Genomic DNA, 20,987 nt, shown 5'->3' on the forward strand with positions numbered 1-20,987 from the left:
CGTTCCGGTTCCCCACGGGATGCCGTGGGCGAGATGCAGACCGACAGCTACGACCCCGCGAGCTTCGACCTCAGCGGGTTCGGCGACACCGGGCCGAACCTCGCCCCCGTCTGGGCGAGCTCCGGCTCGAGCAACGTGTTCTCCGCCGACGACACGGCGACCGGACCGATCGGGCTGTTCGAGCTTCCCGCCGACGAGGGTGCCGCCTCCGATGAAGCGGACGAGACCGAGGACCACAGCTCGACGAGCTCCGCTTCGTCGTAGATGCGCTCCGGCCGGATGACGGTGTCATCGGCGACGAAGTAGAAGACCGCGTCGACGGTGTCGGGATCCACGCCCTTCCAACGCGCGTAGGCAAGTCGGTAGAGCGCGAGCTGGGTCTGCTTCAGCTCGAGGTCGCGGGCATCCTTGGGCGCCTTGCCCGTCTTCCAGTCGACCACCTGGTAGCCCTCGGCCGTGCGGTAGACGGCGTCGAGCTTGCAGATGAACACCTGGCCCGCGAGGGCGAGGTGGATCTCGATCTCGACGTCTTCGGGTCGCAGGCTCGCCCACGCGCTGCGCTCGAAGGTCGCCTGCAGTTCGGCGAGCCGTTCATGCTCGGGGGTGTACGCCTCGGAGATGTCGAGGTCGGCATCCCGCTCCGAGGGCACGGCATCGACGAGGTCGAGTGAGCCGACGCCGCCCGAGCGCTGCTCGACCCAGCTGTGGAAGAGGGTGCCCAGCCGGGTCGCCCGGTAAGGCCGCTGCGGCAGCGGCCGGCGCAGCGCCTCAGCGCTCTCCTCGGGCCGGTCGACGTAGTCCTTGAAACGGGAGGCCGGGATGCGGGCGGGCAGCGCGATGCGCTGAGGTCGTGCACGTGCCGCGCGCTCGGCGAGCAGCAGGTCGATGTCGCGGCTCCACGGCGTCGCGATGTCGTCCGTGGAGCCGGCGGCGACCGCGGCAGCCGCCTGCTCGACCGCGTCGCGACGCGAGCCGAGGGGATCGAGAGGCCACGCGAGCGTGTGGGCCGCGTGGTCGCGCGGATTCTCGTCGTTCTCGGGGGCGACGGGCAGTTCGGGGATGAGCCCGGCATCGGCGAGTTCGGTGAGATAGCGGCTCGGCGGTTTGGGCCGCTTCCCGTCGAACCAGAACGCACCGGTGAGCAGCAGCGCAACACGCGCACGGGTGATCGCGACGTAGGCGAGACGTCGCTCCTCGCGGTGGGCGCGTTCCTTGAGTTCGTCCTTGAAGACGGCGAGGCCGTCCACGAACGCCTTCTGCGTCTGTGCCGCCCGCCACGCCAGCACGGGCAGCTCGCGGGCATCCCCCCGGAAGTCGTAGGGAAGCTGGCCGAAGCCCACCCAGCCACCGCCCTCGCGCGGCTCGCTCGGAAGGCCGGCCTCGGTCATGCAGGGCACGCTCACGAGATCCCACTCGAGCCCCTTGGCGGCGTGGATGGTCACGAGCTGCACGACACCGTGCTCCGCGGCATCCCCGCGGGGCCCGAGGTCGTCGTTCTTCTCGGCCCGAGCCAGCCAACCGAGGAAGCTGCCGAGGGTTCCCCGTTCATCCGCGGCGACGAAGGCCGCGACCTCGTCGTGGAAGGCGCCGAGGTTGGCCCGGCCGCGCTCGTTGCGCTCGTTGGCCGCCACCTCGATGTCGAGCAGCAGCTCCTGCTCGACCAGCCGAACGAGATCGGGCAGCGCGAGGGAGGCGCGTGAGCGAAGGAAGGCCAGCTGGCGGCCGGCTCGCCGCATCCGTTCCAGTCCCTCGGCGCTGAAGCCCTCGAGCTGTGTGTGGGCGGCAGGGGCCGTGGCCACGAAGTCCAGTGCGTCGACGATGGATGCGGCGTCATCCGCCGCAACCGACTCCCGTAGCGCTCGGGTGACGTCGGCATCCAGGGCGCGCTGCTGCCAGTCGCGCGCCTGCAGCCAGCGCGCGACGCTCGCCAGGTGGGCCAGGTCGCGCGTGCCCACCCTGTGCCGCGCGCCCGAGAGCAAGCGGATGAGCGCGGACCCGGCGGACGGGTCGTGCATCACGCGCAGGGTGCTGACGAGGTCGACGATCTCGGGAGTGGAGAGCAGACCGCCGATGCCGAGCACGTGGCACGGGATGCCGCGCTCGCGCAGGGCCTCGGCATAGAAGTCCATGTGCTTGCGGGTACGGAACAGCATCGCGGCCGAGGGCGGCGTCTCCCCGGGACCGCGCAGGCTTGCCTCGAGCCACTCCGCGATCGCCGCCGCCTCCTCGTCCATGGTCTCGAAGAACGCGGTGGCCATCGCGCCGCTCGGTGCCGCAGGGCGCGCCTCGAGCTGCTTCACGCCCACGCGGGTCACGGCGTTCAGCGGCCCGACGACGCGATTGGCCGCATCGAGCACGGTCACGGGATTGCGCCAGCTCGTCGAGAGGGTCAGTTCCGAGGCGGGCGCCGTGGGGGTGCCGAAGTCCGTCGTGAACCGGCTGAGGTTGTCGGCGCTCGCCCCGCGCCAGCCGTAGATCGACTGGTGCGGGTCTCCGACGGCCATGACCCCGCTGCCTGCGAACAACGTCGAGAGCAGCCGGGTCTGGCCGACCGACGTGTCCTGGTACTCGTCGAGGAGCACGACGCTGTAGCGCTCGCGATAGCCCTCGGCGACGGCACCGCTGCGCTCGATGGCGGCGCGTGCGAGCGCCACCTGGTCGGAGAACTCCACGAGGCCCAGCCGACGCTTCTCGGCCTCGAACCGCTCGACGAGGTCGAGCAGCACGGGCAGGGCGCCGATGTGCCCGAGGGCCGCCGTGACATCGGCGTACTGCCCGGCAGCGCGCCGGTCGCTGTAGGGCAGGTTCCCCAGTCGCTCGAAGTCGGCGGCGAAGGCGTGCACGTCGTCAGCGCCGGCCTCGTTCTCGGCGAGCGCTCGGGCCAGGCGCAGCACCGCATCCGTCACGTCGTCGACGCGTCGGGCAAGGGCGATCAGGCGCTCGTCGCCGTGTTCGAGAACCACACGACGGGCGAGCAGCCAGGCCGATGAGTCGCTCAACAGTTGCGACTCGGGCTCGCGGCCGAGCAGCACGGCGTTGTCGTGGAAGATGCCGTTCGCGAACGCGTTGTACGTCGAGACGGTCGGTCGGTCGAACAGTCCCTGGGCATCGTCGGCGTCCCCGCCGGGCAGCAGTCCGGCGGCCCGCAACCGGGCGATGCGACGCTCGATGCGGTCGGAGAGCTCCGTCGCCGCCTTGCGGGTGAAGGTGAGGCCGAGCACGTTCTCGGGGCGGGCGCGGCCCGTGGCGAGCAGCCAGGTGACCCGGCCCGCCATCGTCTCGGTCTTGCCGCTTCCGGCTCCCGCAATGACGAGGGTCGGCCGCAGGTCGGCCCGGATGACGGCCGACTGCTCGGGGGTGGGTGCGAAGGCGTCGCCGATCGCGACGGCGAGCTCTTCGGGACTGACGTCCTGACCGGCGGTGACGGCGTGCTCCGGTCTCATGCGCTCACCTGGCCGATGACGTGGATGCGGCAGTTGCCGAAGCCGAAGGGGTCGAAGCAGTGCGCCCCGATCTGGGCGATGAACGTGGTTCCGCCCATGCGCCGTGCGTCCTCCTCCACACGGGCCCGGAAGGCCGCGAGCTGCTCGTCGTCGAAGGGCTGCTGGGTGGGCTGCTTCCACGGGGTACGGGCGCTCCCGGCAGACACGATCACCAGCCGCGCCCCGCCGAGGGCCGCGTCGGGCATGCCCTCGATGGCGCGGTCGGCGAAGGCGAGCTGGTAGGCGCCGAGCTGGGCGTGATCGCTCACGGCGGCGTCGGTCGCCGGGTCGTTCTTGCCCGTCTTGAGGTCGACGATGAATACCTGGCCATCGCGCAGCTCGACACGGTCGATGCTTCCACGCAGGACAGCGTTTCCCACCGGCAGCTCGAACGCCTCCTCGGTGCGCAGCAACTCCCCTCCCGATGCCCGGAAGTCGTGCAGGTAGGCGGAGAGGCGTCGGGTGAGGTCTTCCGCCTTTGCATGCTCGACGCCGGACTGCCAGTCCGCCTCGAAGGGCAGCTCACCCCAACGCTCCTGCACGGCGTCGAGCAGCGCCTGCGAGCCGATGTCGTCTCCGGCCTCCTCCGCCACGGCGTGGATGATGCTGCCGAGGCTCGACGCCGTGTTCTTCGTCGAACCGCCGAGGGAGTCGATGAGCCAGTGCAGTTCGCAGGTCTCGAACGCCTCGATGCGCGACGGCGAGACGTGCACGGGCTGCTCGCCCTCGTCGTGCAGCGGTCGCGTCGTGCTCGGAGCCGCCAGCCCGTACCACTGTGCGGGATCGGCGCCGGGAACGCCCTCTTCGGCGAGCCGGGCGAGGGCGGCCGCGGCCTGCCTCCTGCGTAGGGGGTCGCTCTCGGTCGTGAGCACCCGGCGCAGGCGTGCAGCCAGGCCGCGCAGCGAGAGCGGATGGCGGTCTGCGCCGTCCTGGTCGGGTTCCGGCAGCACGGCGAGGAAGGCGCTCGGCGCCTGGTCTTCGTCGCGCACCGCCGTGACGATCACCTCGTCGCGGGAACGGGAGAGCGCCTGCGCGAACATGCGCAACTCGTCGTGCAGCACGGCCGTCCGCGCATCGGCCGCGGCTTCGGCCGAGCCGGTGGCGAGGGCGGCCACGTCGCCCGCCGACAGCAGGGACCCGCGCACGCGCATGTCGGGCCAGACGTTCTCCTGCACTCCGGCGACCACGACGAGGGCGAACTCCCGCCCGATGAGGCCGGCCGGGGTCGAGACGGTGACCGATTCTGCGACGGCACGGGGGGCCAGGGTGTCCTCCGCCACGTCACGCGCCATGAGTTCGTCGAGGAACAGGCCCGGCGGCGCCTCGGGAGTGCGCTCGACGAAGCGCTGGGCGGCGGCGAAGAGGGCGACGACGGCGTCGAGGTGCCGGTTGGCCTCGTCGGCGGCGATGCCGTTCTCGCGTGCCTGCGCCGGCCAGGTGCGCGTGAGGCCGCTGCGCTCCCAGATTCCCCAGAGCAGTTCCTCGATGCTCGCACCGGCGGCCGCCTCGGCGGATGCGGTGCGCATGCTGTCGGCGATGCGGGAGGCCCGGCGCGCGGTGGCGTTGTCGATGGCGGCGAACCCGGCGATCATCGTGAGCGCTTCCACGAGCAGCTCGTCGCCGCCCCGGGTTCCGCCCGCCGCGAGTTCTTCCCGGCGCAGCGCCCCGCGCAGCCGGCGCAGGGCGATGGGATCGAGCCCTCCGAGGGGACCGGTGACGAGCTGCACGGCGAGAGCCGCATCCAGTCGCCGTCGACCCATGGCGACGTCGAGGGCGAGGGCGAACGCCTGCACCACCGGCTCGTCGCGCAGCGCGGAGGCCGCGGTCGTGACACGGGTGGGCACCTCGAGCGCGGCCAGGCCGCGCGAGAGCGGCTCGATCAGCCCTCCGCTGCGCACGAGCACGGCCATGTCGTTCCAGGGGATGCCGTCGAACAGGTGGCGCTCGCGCAGGGCGCGGGCGATGGCCTCCGTCTGATGCGCAGGACCGTCGAGGACGAGCGTGCGCACCACGCCGCCGGAGCCGGCCGACGTGGCCGCTCGCTGCCGACCGGCCGCGGCAGCGCCGATGCGCCCGGTGATGGCGCCGACCGCCGTGCGGATGGCGTCGCCGTGCCGGTGCACCTCGGTGAGGGTGAGGGTCTCCACGGGCACGTCGAGGAATGCGCCCAACCGGCCCAAGGCGTCGGGATGCGCGCCGCGGAACGAACCGGTGCTGATGTCGGGATCGCCTGCCGCGATCACGGCCACGCCGCGCCGCGCGAACTCCCTCGCCAGGGTGAGAGTGGAGCGCGTCGCCTCCTGGGCATCGTCGATGACGAGCAGCCGCAGCGCGGCGAGGGCTCCGAGGGTGCTCGCGCCCGCATCCCCGAGCTGCGCCTCGCGCACGAGGGCTGCGGCCTCGAGCACGAGCTCGGCGGAGTCGTAGGCCTGCGCACGGAAGGCGTCTTTCACGTCGCCGTACTCCTGCACGAACTCGGCGGCGGCGACCCACGCCGGCGTGTCGTGCTCGCGCCCCCACCGGGCCAGGCGGCTGGGCGAGACCCCGTATTCCACCATTCGCGCCATGAGGTCGCGCATCTCGGTGCGGAAGGCGCGCAACCGCCGTACGTCAGGCGAGAGCGGGTCGGGCCATTCCGGCCCGGTGCCGTCGTCGAGGTGCCCCTGCAAGAGGTCGGCGATGATCTGGTCCTGCTCGGCGCCGGTGAGCAGCACGGGCGGGTGAGCGGATGCGGCGCGCACGACCTGGAAGGCGAGCGAGTTCGCCGTGCGGGCGAGCGGTCCGTTGGTCGGCACGCCGACGCGAAGGGCGAGGCGGTCGCGCAACCGGGTGGCCGACTCTCGGGTGGCGGCGAGCACGAGCACCTCGCCCGGGGCGTAGCCGCGCCCGATGATGCGTTCGCGCACCATCTCGACGACGGCGGTGGTCTTGCCGGAGCCCGGCGCACCGATGATGGCGGCCGAGACGCCGTCCGCGATTGCGAGCACCGCGCGCTGCGAGGAATCGAGCGGGATGGCCTCGGGCGACGGGGTCGACGCGACGCTCGGGGATCTCAGCACGCTCACAACGCTAATCGGTTCCGCCGACAGTGAACCGGCACGGGAGGCGCGTGCCGGTGTCGTAACCTGAGCGGGCAGGCCAACGAAAGGCGCACAGTGGAAATCCGTATCGGCATCCAGAACACCCCGCGTGAGATCAGCTTCGAGACCCGCCAGGGAGCTGACGAGATCGAGAAGGCCGTCGGCGCCGCGCTCAGCGGTGAGACCGCATTCCTCAAGCTCGTCGACGAGAAGGGCGATGCCTACATCGTTCCGACCTCGACCCTCGCCTACGTCGAGATCGGGTCGGCCGAGACCCGTCGCGTGGGATTCGTCGCCTGATGGAACTCCTGTTCGTCGTGCTCGGCGGCGCCATCATCGGCGCCGCCGCGCGCTACGCGCTTCCCCATCGCGATGAGCACGGCTCCGTGCTGCTGCCGGCGGTGGGCGCGGTCGTCGCCGCGATCGTCTGGGTCGCCCTGACCTGGCTGGGCTGGGCATGGGACGGCGGCTGGATCTGGTGGGCCACCCTCGGCGCCACCGTCATCGTCTCGGTGCTCGTCGACATCGTCATCGGTCGTCGCCGCGTCGCCTCCGATTCGCGGCTGCTCGAGCGCCTCAGCCGGCCGAGCGCGACGGCCTGATCCCCGCGCCGGAGGCGGCCGACGCGCTAACCGGTCCTCTCAGGCGGTGAGCCCGAGCGCGTCCATCCGGCGCGTGTGCGCGGCGATGAGCTCGGTGAAGACGGGCTCGATCCGTTCTGCTGATGCGCCGTGGGCGTTCGAGTCGCGCAGAGCCGACCGCGCCACGAGGAGCGTGTCGCCGACGAGCCGCCTGCCCCACATCGCCAGGCGCGAGCCCAGTGCGGGGTCGGCGGTGATCGCGTCGCGCAGCAGCGCAGCCACGGCATCCGTCTCGGGCTTGCGCGAGAGGATGCTGGCCGCCCGGGCGCCGACGTCGCCGGGGAGTGCGCTCGAGAGCGTGACGAAGAAGTCGTCGAGCATGCCCGCTGTGATGTGTCCCGTCAGCAGCAGCTCGTACCAGTCGGCCCCGCCGGTCGCCACGCGGAACGCGTCGATCGCGGGTGCGAACGGCGCCATCACGTCGTCGGGCGAGTGGCCGAGGGCCCGGATCTGGGCGATGAGCTTGTGGTGCTTGCGCAGTACCGCGCGGGCGGCGACCGAGACGTCCTCCTTGGCGGCGAGCGTGGGCGCCAGCGAGACGGCGCGGGCCAGGTTCTCGAAGAACTCGAGCTGGATGTAGGCCGCCTGCCCGAGGAAGGGCAGCGTGTCGGGGGTCAGTTCCGCGAACTCGACCCGGGTGCGGGGAGCGCCGGAGCGCGACCGGAGCCGGCTGAAGTCCGGTCGCCGCCTCGTCAGGTCCGTCCACTGTGCCACGGCATCTACCTTAGGCGGCCCGCGCTGTGGCGACCTCGCACGTTCAGGGCCGGCTCAGGGGCTGACGGTAGACTGTCATCGCTGCGCGCAACGGATGCGCGGCCGTGCGCCTGGTGACAAGAAGGGGCGCATACCTCTCTTTCCATCGCAACGACAGGCACACGTGACTTTCGCAGACCTCCAGATCGACCAGGACATGGTCGACGCTCTCGCAACCAAGGGCATCATCGAGCCCTTCCCCATCCAGGAACAGACCATCCCCCTCGGCCTCAGCGGCCAGGACATCATCGGCCAGGCGAAGACCGGAACGGGCAAGACCCTCGGCTTCGGTCTGCCGATCATCCAGCGCATCGGCCTGAACCCCGCCCCCGGCGTGCAGGTGCTCGTCGTGGTGCCCACCCGTGAACTGTGCGTGCAGGTCGCCGAAGACCTCGAGCTCGCCACGAGCAACCGCGCGACCGAGGTCGTCGCCATCTACGGCGGCAAGGCCTACGAGGGCCAGGTGGAGCAGCTCAAGGCCGGCGCGCAGATCGTCGTCGGAACTCCGGGACGCCTGCTCGACCTCGCCCAGCAGCGCCTGCTCAACCTCGGCAACGTGACCGAGATGGTGCTCGACGAGGCCGACAAGATGCTCGACCTCGGCTTCCTCGCCGACATCGAGAAGCTCTTCGCGAAGACGCCGCCGACCCGCCACACGATGCTGTTCTCGGCCACCATGCCCGGACCGATCGTTGCGCTCGCGCGCCGATTCATGTCGAAGCCCATCCACATCCGTGCAACCGATCCCGACGAGGGCCTCACCCAGGCCAACATCAAGCACGTCGTCTACCGGGCGCACTCGCTCGACAAAGACGAGGTCGTCTCGCGCATCCTGCAGGCCGAGGGCCGCGGCAAGACCGTCATCTTCACGCGCACCAAGCGCGCGGCGGCCAAGCTCGTCGAGGAACTCAACGACAGGGGCTTCAACGCTGCCGCCGTTCACGGCGACCTCAACCAGGACCAGCGCGAGCGCGCCATGGCCGCGTTCAAGGCCGGCAAGAAAGACGTGCTGATCGCCACGGATGTCGCCGCGCGCGGCATCGACGTCAACGACGTCACGCACGTGATCAACCACACCGTGCCCGATGACCACGACACCTACCTGCACCGCGCGGGCCGCACGGGACGTGCCGGCAAGACCGGCATCGCCGTCACGTTCGTGGACTGGGACGACATGCACAAGTGGGCGCTCATCAACCGTGCCCTCGAGATGAACCAGCCCGAGCCGGTCGAGACCTACTCGTCGTCGCCGCACCTGTACACCGACCTCGACATTCCCGCGGGCTCCAAGGGGCGGCTGAAGGCCACCCCCATCAAGGAGACGGCCCCGCGCTCGGAGGGCCGCTCCGGCCAGGGCGAGGCGGGCGGGCGTACCCGCAACCGCACGCGTTCGGGTGGTTCGGCATCGCGTTCCGGCGCCGCTGCCTCTCCGGCACCGACCGCAGGCACCGACGCTGCGATCGCCGACGCTCACGTCGCCTCCGGCACCCACGACGGCCAGGGACCCCAGCACCACGACGGCAACAGCGCCCCTCGCCGACGCAACCGCAGCCGTCGTCGCGGACCCCGTCCCGCCAGCGGAACCACCCCTCAGGCGTAGCGGCTCGCGGCGGCCGGGAGCTCAGGCCGGGTAGACCGGTCGGGTTCCCGTTCCCTCCGCGATGATCGCGGCGAGCGCGTCGGGAGCGGTGGTGTTCTCGCCGAGCCGATTCGGCTTGCCCTCGCCGTGGTAGTCGCTGGAGCCCGTGACCACGAGGCCGAAGCGCGTCGCGAGCTCGTGCAGCCGCTTCTTGGCATCGGGCTTGTTCTCGCGGTGATCGATCTCCAGTCCGAACAGCCCGGCGTCCACGAGCGCCTTCAGGCGTTCGGGCGGGATGACGGAATCGGCGCCCCGCGTTCCCGGATGGGCGAGCACCGGCACTCCCCCGGCGCCGCGCACGAGGCGCACGCCGGTGAGCGGATCAGGGGCGTAGTGCGGCTGGTAGTAGCCGTTGCGCCAGTGCAGGATGCCGGCGAACGCGGCCGAGCGGTCGGGAGCGTGACCCCGCGCCACCAGCGCGTCGGCGATGTGCGGCCGTCCGACCGTCGCGTCAGGCATGGTCTGGTCGAGAACGTCGTCCCAGGTGAGCGCATAGTCCTTCGAGATGCGCTGCACGATCTCCTCGGCCCGCCGCAACCGGGCGGTGCGGATGCGCGCCGTCTCCTCGGCGAGGGCCTCATCGTCGGGGTCGATGAGGTAGGCGAGCATGTGCACGCTCGCGAACTGGATGCGGGTGGAGAGTTCCATTCCCGGAATGAGCGTGATGCCCGATTCGCGCGCCTGGATCGCCGCCTCGTCCCAGCCGGCGGTGGAGTCGTGATCGGTGATGGCCACGGTGCCGAGCCCGGCGGCCGCCGCAGACCGCACCAGTTCCGCGGGCGTCTCGGTGCCATCGCTCACGCTCGAGTGGGCGTGAAGGTCGATGGGCTCCCGGAACCGCGGCATGTTCCCATCGTAGGGCGAGGGCTCCCGCCGGCTTCTGCGCCGTCGAGCGCGTCGGTACCCGACACGCCGGGCATTCTCGTACTCTTGCGGTATTCGAAGCAGTGGCGCGGCATCCGCCCAGCAATCCTGAATATGCTGTCAGAGCCATGGTCAGCCGCCTTCTCGCCTTCCTCGTCGCGGCGGCCGCGGCGTTGGCCGCACTCCTTCTCGCCTGGCCGCAGGCCTTCGGCCTGCAGGACCAGCTCGGTTTCGCCCAGGTCGTCGCCTTTCGGGCTGTGCTGATCGGGGCGGCGATCGTGGCGATCGCGCTCTTCGGGCTGCTCTGCCTCATCCGCCCCGCCCGGAAGCTCATGGCGGCGCTGACCGTGATCGCGCTCCTCTTCGGCGTGGCGAACGCGGTCATCCTCGCCACGCGCGGCTTCGGTCAGACGGATACGCCGGCCACCGCGTCGACGAGCAAGAACAGCGTCACCGTCGTCAGCTGGAACACGCTCGGCGGGCATCCGGGAGCCGCGGCGGTGGCCAAGCTCGCCCTGGACCAGAAGGCCGACATCGTCTCGCTGCCCGAGACCACCGACGACTTCGCCACCGAGGTCGCCGAGCGCATGCGCGCGGGAGGCCGTCCGATGTGGGCGCTCGGACTCTCGTTCAGCGACGTGTACAAGGCGCGCTCGACGGCGCTTCTCATCAGTCCCGACCTCGGCGACTACACGGTGGAATCCGCGGGCGGAACGGGGCCGCCCGGAAACACCAACGTCTCGCCGACGGTCGTGGCGAGACCCGACGACGGCGACGGTCCGACCATCATCGCCGTGCATGCCGTCTCGCCCCTGCGCGGTGAGATGACGAACTGGCGCAGCGACCTGAACTGGCTCGCGAGCCAGTGCCAGTCGGGCGACGTGATCATGGCCGGCGACTTCAACGCGACGCTCGACCACATGTGGCGGCACGGAGACAAGGGCGGCCAGCTCGGCTCGTGCAAGGACGCCGCACTGCAGACCGGCGCGGCTGCCGTGGGCACCTGGCCGAGCGACCTGCCCACCCTCCTCGGATCCCCCATCGACCACGTGCTCGCGACGTCCGCCTGGGTGCCGACGCGCTTCCAGGTGATCACCTCGCTCGACGATCTCGGCAGCGATCACCGCCCCATCGTCGCCACCCTCGAGCGTCGCTGAACGGAGCGACCCCGCGCACCGCGGAGCGCTGCAGACTGCTCTGAGAGCCGTCGGGGCATCCGGTGCGAGAATGGGAGCATGGCTGCAAGCACCGACACCTCCCTCTCCACCCGCGCCGGCACCGCCGCATCGACCGGGGCGGATGCTGCCGCCCCTGAGGCGACAGAGGCGTCGCGGGCGACCGAGGCACCGCGGGCGACGTCGAACCGCTCCACCACCCCGGGGTCCGAGGGCTTCAAGGCCTATATCGGCAGCAACTGGGCGCCGCGTGAGGATGCCGTTCCCGCCGCCCGGGAGCAGGCCGCCTTCGCCGCAGAGCGTCGGGCCCGCCTGTCGGCGCGGTTCCGGGGCCAGAGGCTCATCGTGCCGGCCGGCAGCCCGAAGCAGCGCTCGAACGACACCGACTACGCCTTCCGGGCGCATTCGGCCTTCTCCTACCTCACCGGCTGGGGGTCCGACAGCGAACCCGGAAGCGTGCTCGTGCTCGAGCCCACCGCCACGGGCCACAACGCCACGGTCTACTTCCGCGAGCGGGCCGGGCGGGACTCCGACGAGTTCTACGCCAATCCCGAGATCGGCGAATTCTGGATCGGCCCGCGGCCCTCGCTCGGCCAGGTCGCCGGCGACCTCGCCATCGCGACGCGCGGCATCGCCGACCTCTCCCGCGTGATCGACGCCACCAACTCCGAGACGCTCGTGGTGCGCGAGGCAGATCCCGAGATCTGCGAGCGCGTCGACGCGGCACGCATCCGCTACGCCGCCGATGCCGCCCTGACGACCAACGCGAGCGACAGCGTGTTCAGCCTCGAGTTCGGCACCGATCACGAACCCGACGGCGTCCTCGCCCGGGTGCTGAGCGAGATGCGGCTCGTGAAGGACGACTACGAGGTGGGCCAGATGCGCGCCGCCGTCGCCGCCACCCGCCGCGGCTTCGACGACGTGATCGCACGACTGCCCGAGGCCACGGCGGTGGCTCGCGGTGAGCGGGTTGTCGAGGGCGTGTTCAACACGCGTGCGCGTGTGGACGGCAACACCGTGGGCTACGACACCATCGCCGCCTCGGGTGCGCACGCGACCATCCTGCACTGGACCCGCAACGACGGTCCGGTGCGCGAGGGCGACCTCATCCTGCTCGACGCGGGCGTGGAACTCGACAGCCTCTACACGGCCGACATCACCCGCACCCTCCCGATCAGCGGCCGGTTCAGCGACGTGCAGCGCCTCGTCTACGAGGCGGTGCGCGAGGCCGCCGACGCGGCGTTCGCCATCGTGCGTCCCGGCATCATCTTCCGCGAGGTGCACGCCACGGCGATGGAGGTCATCGCACGGCGCACCGCCGAGTGGGGCTTCCTGCCCGTCAGCGCCGAGGAGGCCCTGCAGGCCGACAACCAGCACCACCGCCGCTACATGGTGCACGGAACGAGTCACCACCTCGGCATCGACGTGCACGACTGCGCCCAGGCCCGCCGCGAGATGTACCTGGACGGCGTCGTACAGGAGGGCATGGTGTTCACGATCGAGCCGGGGCTCTACTTCCAGCCCGACGACCTGAGCGTTCCCGAGGAGTTCCGGGGCATCGGCGTGCGCATCGAGGACGACATCCTCGTGACCGCGACGGGCGCCGAGAACCTCTCGGCCGACATCCCTCGCACGGCGGACGACGTCGAAGAGTGGATGCGCGCCGTTCGCGGCTGAGAATCAGGCGGCGTCGGCGTTCGACCCCGCGGCGGCATCCGCTCGCCGCGCGCGACGGGCGTTCCACCACGCCCAGAAGCGGCTCAGCTGGCGCTTGATGAACGCCGATTGCCGGCGCGCCCATGCGAATTCGGTGCCGAGGATCGCCAGCCCGATGAACACGATCAGCCAGCCGGGGCCGGGCAGCGGAACGAGCACCAGACCCGCGAGTGCGACCACGACGCCGACGACCGCAACGCCCGCACGATACGCGGTGCGCAGCCGGGGATGGGAGTGGATCCAGCGGTGAGCCCGGCGCAGCATCCGGCGCACGGGACGCTGCGGGTTCTCGCCCGCGGCGATCTCCCGCTCGATCTCCTGCTCGCTCGCCATCGCGTCAGAGTAGGGTCGGCGGCTGGGATTACGCCGAGGAGCGCGGTCTACGTTTCGTCGGGGTGGCGCACCGGGGCGGGCGCCGGGTCGCCCGGCCGCACCGGGGACGCATCGGCCTCGACGACCCGCGCGCCATCCGTGCTCGGGGCATTGAGGATGTTGCGGGCGCGGTTCCCGAATTCAGGATCGACGATGACCGAGTAGCTCGTGGCGAGAACCTGCATCGTCGAGGTGAAGTCCTTGCGCCGGCGGTTCACGCTGTAGGTCACGATGCCGAACAGCATGCCGAAGCCGGCGCCGATCAGCACCGCTGCGAGTACGAAGCCGATGCTTCCGCCGGTAGGCAGGAAGATGAACATCAGCAGTCCGAAGAACGTGCCGAGCCAGGCACCGGATGCCGCGCCGGCCAGTGCCGCCCGGCCGTAGCTCATCTTGCCCGTCACCCGTTCGACGGTCTTCAGGTCGCTGCCGATGATGGAGAGCTGCTTGACCGGGAAATCCGCGTGCGCGAGCCGGTCGACGGCCTGCTGTGCCTCGGCGTAGGTCTCGTAGCTGGCCACGACCTCGCCCCGCGGCAGCGTCGGATAGCCCTGCCGGCCGTCCGCCTGGAACGGATTCTGCGTGCTCATGAGGTCATTCTTCCACGGCCGCGCAACGCGGCCGCCGTCTGCTGGGCGAGCTCACAGGGCATACCATTTGACACGTGAGTGCCACCAGAGTCTTCGTCGCGCGCCTTGCGGGGTGCGCCGTCTTCGACCCCGCGGGCGACCGCGTGGGCAAGGTGCGCGATGTGCTGGTGGTCTACCGTAAATCGGAGCCGCCGCGAGTGGTCGGGTTGATCGTGGAGATACCCGGCAAGAAGCGCGTCTTCCTCTCCATCGGCCGGGTGACGAGCATCAGTGCCGGCCAGATCATCACCACCGGCCTGATCAACCTGCGCCGCTTCGAGCAGCGCGGCGGAGAGGTGCGCGTGATCGCCGAGATGCTGGGGCGGCGGGTGGTCTTCGCCGACGCCTCGGGCGAGGCGATCGTCGAAGACGTGGCCATCGAGCAGGATTCCTCGGGCGAGTGGCAGGTCAGCCAGCTGTTCGTGCGCCGGCCGAAGACCTCAGCATCGCCCTTCGCGAAGGGCGCGACGGCATTCGTGACCTGGCGGGAGGTGCGCGAGAAGGCGGCTGCCGGCGAGGCCCAGTCGGCCGAGCAGCTCATCGCCACCTACTCCGAGATGAAGCCGGCCGACCTCGCGAACACGCTGCTCGACCTGCCGCAGCAGCGCCGGCATGAAGTGGCCGAAGAGCTCTCCGACGACCGGCTCGCCGACGTTCTCGAGGAGATGCCCGAGAGCGACCAGGTCGACATCATCGCCCGTCTGGACGATGACCGGGCCGCCGACGTGCTCGACCAGATGCAGCCCGACGACGCTGCCGACCTCATCGCCCAGCTGCCCGAGGAGCGCGGCGAGCACCTGCTCGAGCTCATGGAGCCCGAGGAGGCCGACGACGTGCGCATGCTGCTCAGCTACGCCCCCGACACGGCCGGCGGACTCATGACGACCGAGCCGATCATCCTCTCGGCCGACGCCACGGTGGCGGAGGGGCTCGCCCTCATCCGCCGCCACGAGCTCGCGCCCGCCATCGGCGCCGCGGTCTGCGTGACGCTGCCGCCCTATGAGCCGCCGACGGGTCGCTTCCTCGGCATGGTGCACTTCCAGCGGATGCTGCGCTATCCGCCGCACGAGCGCCTGGGCACCCTGCTCGACCAGGGGCTGGAGCCTGTGCGCACCGACGCCTCGGCGGCCGAGGTCTCCCGCATCCTCGCGAGCTACAACCTCGTCTCCGTTCCGGTCGTCGATGACAACCACAGACTCGTCGGGGTGGTGACCATTGACGACATCCTCGACTACCTGCTGCCCGACGACTGGCGTTCCCATTCCGACGACGACCAGGTCAAACGCCGCGCTGCGGCACGAGCGCAATTGAAGACGGGAAGCATCCCGGTGGCGCGAGCGGCGGGCACAGCACCGCAACTCGGAAGGAGGGGCGCCAATGGCACGCGTACGCAGGGCTGACGACCGGCTCGACGCTCCCAAGGGACTGCGGAGCTCCGTCAAGCGCACCCGGAGCGACTCCGACCGCTTCGGCCGCTTCACCGAGTGGATCGCCCGCGCCATGGGAACCCCGTGGTTCCTGCTCGGGCTCTCGCTCTTCGTCGTGGTCTGGATGCTGTGGAACACCCTCGCCCCCGAGGCCTGGCGGTTCGACTCGATCTCGCTCGGCTTCATCGCCCTGACCCTGGTACTCAGCCTGCAGGCCTCGTACGCCGCACCCCTGATCCTGCTCGCCCAGAACCGTCAGGACGACCGCGACCGGGTGCAGATCGAGCAGGACCGCCAGCGAGCGGAGCGCAACCTCGCCGACACCGAGTACCTCGCCCGGGAGGTCGTTGCGTTGCGCATCGCGATGCGCGACATGGCGTCGAGGGACTTCATCCGGGCCGAGTTGCGTGCCCTCCTCGAGCAGCTCGAGGAGAACGCGCACCTCGAGTCGCGGGGTGAAGAAGAGACGAGCGATGCCCGGATCTGACCTCGCCGATCGCGTACGGGCGGCCGTCGGCCGCGTGCTCGACCCCGAGATCCGCCGGCCGATCGCCGAGCTCGACATGGTCGACGCCGTCACGGCCGCTGAGGATGGCACGGTCGACGTCGCCATCAAGCTCACGATCGTCGGCTGCCCGGCCGCCGACCGCATCGAGCGCGAGGTGCGCGCGGCGGCGGAGTCCGTGTCGGGAGACGGCCGGGCCCGTGTGAACGTCGGCGTCATGTCGGTGGCCGAGCGTCGCGCACTCACCGAGAAGCTGCGCGCGGGCAAGGCCGCGCGCACCATCCCCTTCACGCCAGAGTCGCTCACGAAGGTGTACGCGGTCACGAGCGGCAAGGGCGGCGTGGGCAAGTCGACCGTCACCGCGAACCTCGCGGTCGCGCTCTCTTCTGCGGGCTTGCGGGTCGGCATCCTCGATGCCGACGTCTACGGCTTCTCGATTCCAGGCATCCTCGGCCTCGTCGAGACGGATGCCGCCACCGGCATACAGCGCGCGGTGCGCCCCACGCAGGTGGGCGACCTCATCCTTCCTCCGGTCGCCTACGGGGTCAAGGTCATCTCGATCGGCATGTTCGTGGAGCCCGCGGCCGATGGCACCGGCGTCGCCGTGGCATGGCGTGGACCGATGCTGCACCGTACGATCACGCAGTTCCTCACCGACGTCTACTTCGGTGACCTCGACGTGCTGCTGCTCGACCTGCCGCCGGGCACCGGCGACGTGGCCATCTCGATCGGCCAGCTTCTTCCCCACGCCGAGGTGATCGTCGTCACCACGCCGCAGCCCGCCGCCGCCGATGTTGCTGAGCGCAGCGCGCTGGTCGCGCGGCAGACGGGTCAGAGCGTTCTCGGTGTCATCGAGAACATGGCCGGCCTGCCGCAGCCCGATGGCACCGTGCTCGAGCTGTTCGGCTCCGGCGGAGGCGACGACCTGGCTCGTCGCCTCTCGAGCGACGACGCCCCGGTGCCCCTGCTCGCCCGCGTTCCCCTGAGCATCGCCCTGCGCAGCGGCGGCGACCTCGGGGTGCCCGTCGTCGTGGCCGCCCCCGACGACCCTGCCGCGCAGGCCATCCGTGCGCTCGCCGCAGAGTTGGCGACCCGGGGTCGCCGCCTCGCGGGCCGCCCCCTCCCCGTCTCCCCGAGGTAGCAGTGGCCGCCGGTACGCGCGATTACCACCGCCCGGCGGGCCGGGCCGTGAGGCGGGCAGCGCTTCTGGGCTGCGCCGTGCTCGGGCTCGGGCTGCTCTGCGCGTGTACGGGAGCACCTGCAGCCACGCCGACCACGGCTGCCCGCGTCACCGCGACGGCGGCGATCTACCAGGGGCGCACCGACTACACGCGCGGCGCGTTCTCGCTCGCGGTGACGAACACCGGCGACACGCCGCTGACGGTGAAGGGGGCCACCCTCACCTCGCCGAGCTTCGCCTCCCCCGCCGCCTACGCGGGCGCGCCCGTGAACCTCGACCCCGGCCAGCGCGTGGACCTGAGCGTGGCGATCCCGCCCCTGTCCTGCACCGGTGCCGCAGATCTGGGCACGGTCGATCTGCAGACATCCGCCGGTGAGACGACGACGAGGCCGACGGACGAGAACGACGTCATCGATCGGCTGGTGCGCGAGGGCTGCCTCGTGCACGATGTCGACGCCGTCGTGTCCGTCACCCCACCCCAGGCCCTCCGGGTCGACGGCGTCGGCGCCGACGCCGTGGCGCATATCGACCTGGGCTTCACCCCGACCGGCGCGGCCGGATCGGCGAGCTTCGACGGCATCCGTTCAACCACCCTGCTCTCCCCCACGAGCGGCGAGAACTGGACGCTGGGGTTCACCGTGGACGCCTCGAGCGCCGCGCGGGTCGTCACCCTCGACGTGCGGCCGACCCGATGCGATCCGCACGCCCTCGCCGACGACAAGGTCGGCACGGTGCTGCAGCTGGACGCTCGCACGGCGACGGGTCGCTCCGGTCGCTACCAACTGCCGATGCCTCCCACGGTCAAGGCGGCGCTCTACGACTACATCAGCGCGGTCTGCGGAAACTGAGCCGGCGCGCGCCACCCGCCAAGTGGGACGATCGACTCACTCGTGCCCCTAGACTGGCCGCGTGCCCGCAACGACGCTGGATCGCATGATCCTCACCGACCTCGACAACGACGTGCTCTCGACCACGGGAGAGACGCGTGCCATCGTCGCGCCCCTCACCGGCGAGGTGCTGCACTCCCTGCCGGTCAGCTCGCCCGCCGACGTGAAGGATGCCTTTGCCCGGGGTCGGCTCGCCCAGCTCGCGTGGGCGCGCGCGGGTTTCGCCGCACGAGGCGACGTACTGCTTCGGGCGCACGACCTACTCATCGAGCGCAGGGAGGAACTGCTCGACATCCTCCAGTCCGAGACGGGCAAGACCCGTGGGCAGGCCTTCGAGGAGCTCTTCCAGTGCACGAGCGTGACCCGCTACAACGCGCTCTCGGCACAGAGAGTGCTGCGCGGGGGCCGTCGGCGCTCGGCTCTCCCCCTCATCGTCGACACGACGGTGCGCTACCGCCCCAAGGGCGTCGTCGGAGTGATCACTCCCTGGAACTTCCCGCTCAGCCTTGCGGCGATGGATGTCGTTCCCGCCCTCGCCGCCGGGTGCGCCGTCGTGCAGAAGGCCGACGACCAGGGTGCCCTCAGCGTCCTCGCGCTGCGACGCGCCTTTCTCGACGCCGGCCTGCCGCCGGAGGCCTGGAACGTCGTCGCGGGTGATGGCGCCGAGATCGGTGGAGCCGTCACCGGCGCCGCGGACTACATCTGCTTCACCGGCTCGACTGCGACCGGGCGCACGGTGGCCGTTGCCGCCGCCGAGCGACTCGTCGGCGCATCCCTCGAACTCGGGGGCAAGAACGCGATGATCGTGCTCGACGATGCCGATCCCGTCAAGGCCGCTGCCGACGCAGCCTACGGCTGCTTCTCGTCGGCCGGCCAGCTGTGCGTCTCGGTCGAGCGCATCTACGTGCAGCGCGGGGTCGCTGCGGCATTCACCGATGCCCTTGTCGAGCGGGTGCGCTCACTGCGCCTGGGCTCATCCTTCGACTACGGCACCGACGTCGGTTCCCTCGCCACGGCCAACCAGCTCGCGCGGGTGCAGGCGCATGTCGACGACGCGGTGAGCAAGGGCGCGACGGTTCTCGCCGGCGGGTCCGCTCGTCCCGACCTCGGACCGTTCTTCTACGAGCCGACCGTGCTCGCCGGTGTGACGGCCGACATGGCGTGCGCACGCGAGGAGACGTTCGGCCCCGTCGTCTCCCTCTACACGGTCGACACCGACGAAGAGGCGGTGCTCGCGGTGAACGACAGCGACTACGGCCTGAACGCCTCCGTGCTCGCGACGTCGACCCCGCGCGCTCGGCGCGTGGCGGATGCGATCGATGCGGGCAGCATCAACATCAACGAGGGCTACCGTGGATCGTTCTCGACCGTCGACGCCCCTATGGGCGGCATGAAGAGCTCCGGGGTGGGCAGACGCAACGGGCCGGAGGGCCTGCTGAGGTTCGTGGAACCGGTCACGGTGTCGCGGGCGACGGGACTGCTGCAACTGCCCCGCACCGGCGCTGAGTTCAGCACGATGGCCGCGCCGATGCTGCTGCTCGCCCGAGTTCTCAAGGGCGCCCGCCGGCGCTGAGGAACCGCATCCGGCGCCACGCCGCACCGCGCGAGCTATGCCGTCGCCGAGCGGTGCACCCAGATGTTCGAGGCCGACCACGCGTCCTTCGGGTATTCGAACGACTCTTCACCGATGAGCTCGAAGCCCGCCTTGCGGCAGATGGCGTTCGAGGCCTCGTTCGAGGTGCGCGGGTAGGCGTACACCTCGACGTTCCCGCGCGTGTCTCGCGCAAGCCTCAAGACGGTGCGCACAGCAGCGGTCGCGATGCCGTGGCCCTGGTAGGCGGATTCGACGGCCCAGCCGGTCTCGAGTGCTCCGTTGCCGTGATGATCGTCGTTCCACACGCCGACGCTGCCCACTCCCTCCGGATGGTCGGCAATGACGATCCGGTACATCTGAGCGGTGCCTTCCTTCCAGAGCCGCAGGTACCGCTCGTGTCGGGCGACGAGACCCTCCTCCGACTCGGGGCCACCGAGATAGGTCATCATCTCCGGCGCATTGCTGCGTCGCAACGTCGCCAGGTCGTCGTCGGACCAGGGAGCCAACGTCACCTCGGGCATGGAGACATCACATCACGATCCGCGCAGACCACACGTGGCTTCGGCATCCGTTACGAGTCAGCCATCGGCATCGCCGTCGAACTGGCGCCGAAGGTACTTCGGCGCCTGCACGCGCCACGCCTCGGTCACCAGCTCGGCGAGGTGATCGTCATCGATGCCCGCCATGCGGAAGGCGATCTTCGGCTCACCCCACGGGGTCGTCGTGCGCAGGAACACGCGGGGGGCCATCTCGACCAGAGCGAGCGCATCCAGCTGATCGGCGACCTTCACGCCGACCACGACCTCGGCCGCGACGATCTCGCGCACATCCGCCGGGATGCTCGGCCACGGATGACACTCCCACGCGTAGAGCTTGCCGCGCACGAACCAGGCGGCGCCGCCCGTCGTCGCGCGCTCCTCACTGCCGGGCAGTGTCACGGTGATGCGGCGCAGGTCGTCGAGGGTGGCCACCGTTCGACTCTATGCCGCGCCACCCACAGCGGCCGATGGCGGCGGGTACCGGCTCCCGCCCCGTCGCCACCT

18 protein-coding genes are annotated in these 20,987 nt (G+C 70.8%); 10 read left to right on the forward strand and 8 right to left on the reverse strand.

The genetic code is table 11. The features are described 5' to 3' along the window. Positions 1-47: 47 nt before the first annotated feature. Positions 48-3,443, reverse strand: a complete 3,396-nt coding sequence (locus tag WDJ51_RS14110) for an ATP-dependent DNA helicase (protein ID WP_337853108.1) — start codon at positions 3,441-3,443, stop codon at positions 48-50. Beyond that, positions 3,440-6,541 (reverse strand): ATP-dependent helicase, encoded by a 3,102-nt coding sequence (locus WDJ51_RS14115; protein WP_337853109.1) that lies wholly within the window; start codon positions 6,539-6,541, stop codon positions 3,440-3,442. The genes WDJ51_RS14110 and WDJ51_RS14115 overlap by 4 nt, the downstream gene beginning before the upstream one ends. Before the next feature lie 96 nt (positions 6,542-6,637). Between WDJ51_RS14115 and WDJ51_RS14120 the strand changes: the two genes are divergently transcribed. Both WDJ51_RS14120 and WDJ51_RS14125 read left to right on the forward strand, forming a co-directional pair. Then, positions 6,638-6,862 carry a DUF3107 domain-containing protein gene (locus WDJ51_RS14120; protein ID WP_337853110.1) on the forward strand — a complete coding sequence of 75 codons (225 nt, stop codon included), beginning with the start codon at positions 6,638-6,640 and terminating at the stop codon, positions 6,860-6,862. Continuing rightward, the gene (locus WDJ51_RS14125) at positions 6,862-7,164 is read left to right on the forward strand and encodes a hypothetical protein (RefSeq protein WP_337853111.1); all 303 of its coding nucleotides are present in this window, start codon (positions 6,862-6,864) and stop codon (positions 7,162-7,164) included. Before WDJ51_RS14120 ends, WDJ51_RS14125 begins: the two co-directional genes overlap by 1 nt. A 39-nt stretch (positions 7,165-7,203) precedes the next feature. On the opposite strand, the gene WDJ51_RS14130 is transcribed toward WDJ51_RS14125, so the two are convergent. After that, positions 7,204-7,917, reverse strand: coding sequence for a ferritin-like fold-containing protein (locus WDJ51_RS14130; protein ID WP_337853112.1), 714 nt, complete (start codon positions 7,915-7,917; stop codon positions 7,204-7,206). 163 nt (positions 7,918-8,080) lie between these two features. Here WDJ51_RS14130 and WDJ51_RS14135 point away from each other — a divergent pair, with 163 nt between their 5' ends. Continuing rightward, a complete protein-coding gene (locus WDJ51_RS14135) occupies positions 8,081-9,556 on the forward strand; it encodes a DEAD/DEAH box helicase (protein WP_337853113.1) in 1,476 nt (491 codons plus the stop codon). A 21-nt stretch (positions 9,557-9,577) separates the two neighbouring features. Here WDJ51_RS14135 and WDJ51_RS14140 read toward each other — a convergent pair whose 3' ends face one another. Then, positions 9,578-10,441: a PHP domain-containing protein gene (locus WDJ51_RS14140; RefSeq protein ID WP_337853114.1), complete on the reverse strand. Its 864-nt coding sequence runs from the start codon at positions 10,439-10,441 to the stop codon at positions 9,578-9,580. Between the two features lie 146 nt (positions 10,442-10,587). Between WDJ51_RS14140 and WDJ51_RS14145 the strand changes: the two genes are divergently transcribed. Together WDJ51_RS14145 and WDJ51_RS14150 are read left to right on the forward strand one after the other, a co-directional pair. Continuing rightward, complete coding sequence (locus WDJ51_RS14145; RefSeq protein ID WP_337853115.1) at positions 10,588-11,616, forward strand: endonuclease/exonuclease/phosphatase family protein; 1,029 nt, start codon at positions 10,588-10,590, stop codon at positions 11,614-11,616. 78 nt (positions 11,617-11,694) lie between these two features. After that, positions 11,695-13,311: an aminopeptidase P family protein gene (locus WDJ51_RS14150; RefSeq protein ID WP_337853116.1), complete on the forward strand. Its 1,617-nt coding sequence runs from the start codon at positions 11,695-11,697 to the stop codon at positions 13,309-13,311. Between the two features lie 3 nt (positions 13,312-13,314). Here the strand turns inward: WDJ51_RS14150 and WDJ51_RS14155 are convergent, their stop codons facing one another. Together WDJ51_RS14155 and WDJ51_RS14160 are read right to left on the reverse strand one after the other, a co-directional pair. After that, positions 13,315-13,683: a TIGR02611 family protein gene (locus tag WDJ51_RS14155; RefSeq protein WP_337853117.1), complete on the reverse strand. Its 369-nt coding sequence runs from the start codon at positions 13,681-13,683 to the stop codon at positions 13,315-13,317. 47 nt (positions 13,684-13,730) lie between these two features. Further along, positions 13,731-14,312, reverse strand: coding sequence for a general stress protein (locus WDJ51_RS14160; protein ID WP_337853118.1), 582 nt, complete (start codon positions 14,310-14,312; stop codon positions 13,731-13,733). 74 nt (positions 14,313-14,386) lie between these two features. Between WDJ51_RS14160 and WDJ51_RS14165 the strand changes: the two genes are divergently transcribed. The 5 genes from WDJ51_RS14165 (at position 14,387) to WDJ51_RS14185 (ending at position 19,923) form a co-directional block, all read left to right on the forward strand. Beyond that, on the forward strand, positions 14,387-15,751 hold the full coding sequence (locus WDJ51_RS14165) for a magnesium transporter MgtE N-terminal domain-containing protein (protein ID WP_337853119.1): 1,365 nt from the start codon (positions 14,387-14,389) through the stop codon (positions 15,749-15,751). After that, positions 15,729-16,265: a DUF1003 domain-containing protein gene (locus WDJ51_RS14170; protein ID WP_337853120.1), complete on the forward strand. Its 537-nt coding sequence runs from the start codon at positions 15,729-15,731 to the stop codon at positions 16,263-16,265. Before WDJ51_RS14165 ends, WDJ51_RS14170 begins: the two co-directional genes overlap by 23 nt. Then, the gene (locus tag WDJ51_RS14175; RefSeq protein WP_337853121.1) at positions 16,252-17,424 is read left to right on the forward strand and encodes a P-loop NTPase; all 1,173 of its coding nucleotides are present in this window, start codon (positions 16,252-16,254) and stop codon (positions 17,422-17,424) included. Before WDJ51_RS14170 ends, WDJ51_RS14175 begins: the two co-directional genes overlap by 14 nt. Positions 17,425-17,471: 47 nt before the next feature. Further along, entirely contained in the window at positions 17,472-18,311 is an 840-nt protein-coding gene (locus tag WDJ51_RS14180) for a hypothetical protein (RefSeq protein ID WP_337853122.1), read from the forward strand. A gap of 61 nt (positions 18,312-18,372) precedes the next feature. Further along, positions 18,373-19,923 carry a succinic semialdehyde dehydrogenase gene (locus tag WDJ51_RS14185; protein WP_337853123.1) on the forward strand — a complete coding sequence of 517 codons (1,551 nt, stop codon included), beginning with the start codon at positions 18,373-18,375 and terminating at the stop codon, positions 19,921-19,923. A gap of 35 nt (positions 19,924-19,958) precedes the next feature. On the opposite strand, the gene WDJ51_RS14190 is transcribed toward WDJ51_RS14185, so the two are convergent. After that, positions 19,959-20,465 carry a GNAT family N-acetyltransferase gene (locus WDJ51_RS14190; protein WP_337853124.1) on the reverse strand — a complete coding sequence of 169 codons (507 nt, stop codon included), beginning with the start codon at positions 20,463-20,465 and terminating at the stop codon, positions 19,959-19,961. 57 nt (positions 20,466-20,522) lie between these two features. Then, positions 20,523-20,915 (reverse strand): MmcQ/YjbR family DNA-binding protein, encoded by a 393-nt coding sequence (locus tag WDJ51_RS14195; protein ID WP_337853125.1) that lies wholly within the window; start codon positions 20,913-20,915, stop codon positions 20,523-20,525. Positions 20,916-20,987: the final 72 nt, after the last annotated feature.

This window comes from Rathayibacter sp. YIM 133350, assembly GCF_037404875.1.
GTDB lineage: Bacteria > Actinomycetota > Actinomycetes > Actinomycetales > Microbacteriaceae > Orlajensenia.

Coding starts and splice junctions, on each gene's coding strand:
- WDJ51_RS14150 (WP_337853116.1), top strand. CDS start 11,695: ATGGCTGCAAGCACCGACACCTCCCTCTCCACCCGCGCCGGCACCGCC.
- WDJ51_RS14125 (WP_337853111.1), top strand. CDS start 6,862: ATGGAACTCCTGTTCGTCGTGCTCGGCGGCGCCATCATCGGCGCCGCC.
- WDJ51_RS14145 (WP_337853115.1), top strand. CDS start 10,588: ATGGTCAGCCGCCTTCTCGCCTTCCTCGTCGCGGCGGCCGCGGCGTTG.
- WDJ51_RS14170 (WP_337853120.1), top strand. CDS start 15,729: ATGGCACGCGTACGCAGGGCTGACGACCGGCTCGACGCTCCCAAGGGA.
- WDJ51_RS14190 (WP_337853124.1), bottom strand. CDS start 20,465: ATGCCCGAGGTGACGTTGGCTCCCTGGTCCGACGACGACCTGGCGACG.
- WDJ51_RS14155 (WP_337853117.1), bottom strand. CDS start 13,683: ATGGCGAGCGAGCAGGAGATCGAGCGGGAGATCGCCGCGGGCGAGAAC.
- WDJ51_RS14110 (WP_337853108.1), bottom strand. CDS start 3,443: ATGAGACCGGAGCACGCCGTCACCGCCGGTCAGGACGTCAGTCCCGAA.
- WDJ51_RS14160 (WP_337853118.1), bottom strand. CDS start 14,312: ATGAGCACGCAGAATCCGTTCCAGGCGGACGGCCGGCAGGGCTATCCG.
- WDJ51_RS14175 (WP_337853121.1), top strand. CDS start 16,252: ATGCCCGGATCTGACCTCGCCGATCGCGTACGGGCGGCCGTCGGCCGC.
- WDJ51_RS14140 (WP_337853114.1), bottom strand. CDS start 10,441: ATGCCGCGGTTCCGGGAGCCCATCGACCTTCACGCCCACTCGAGCGTG.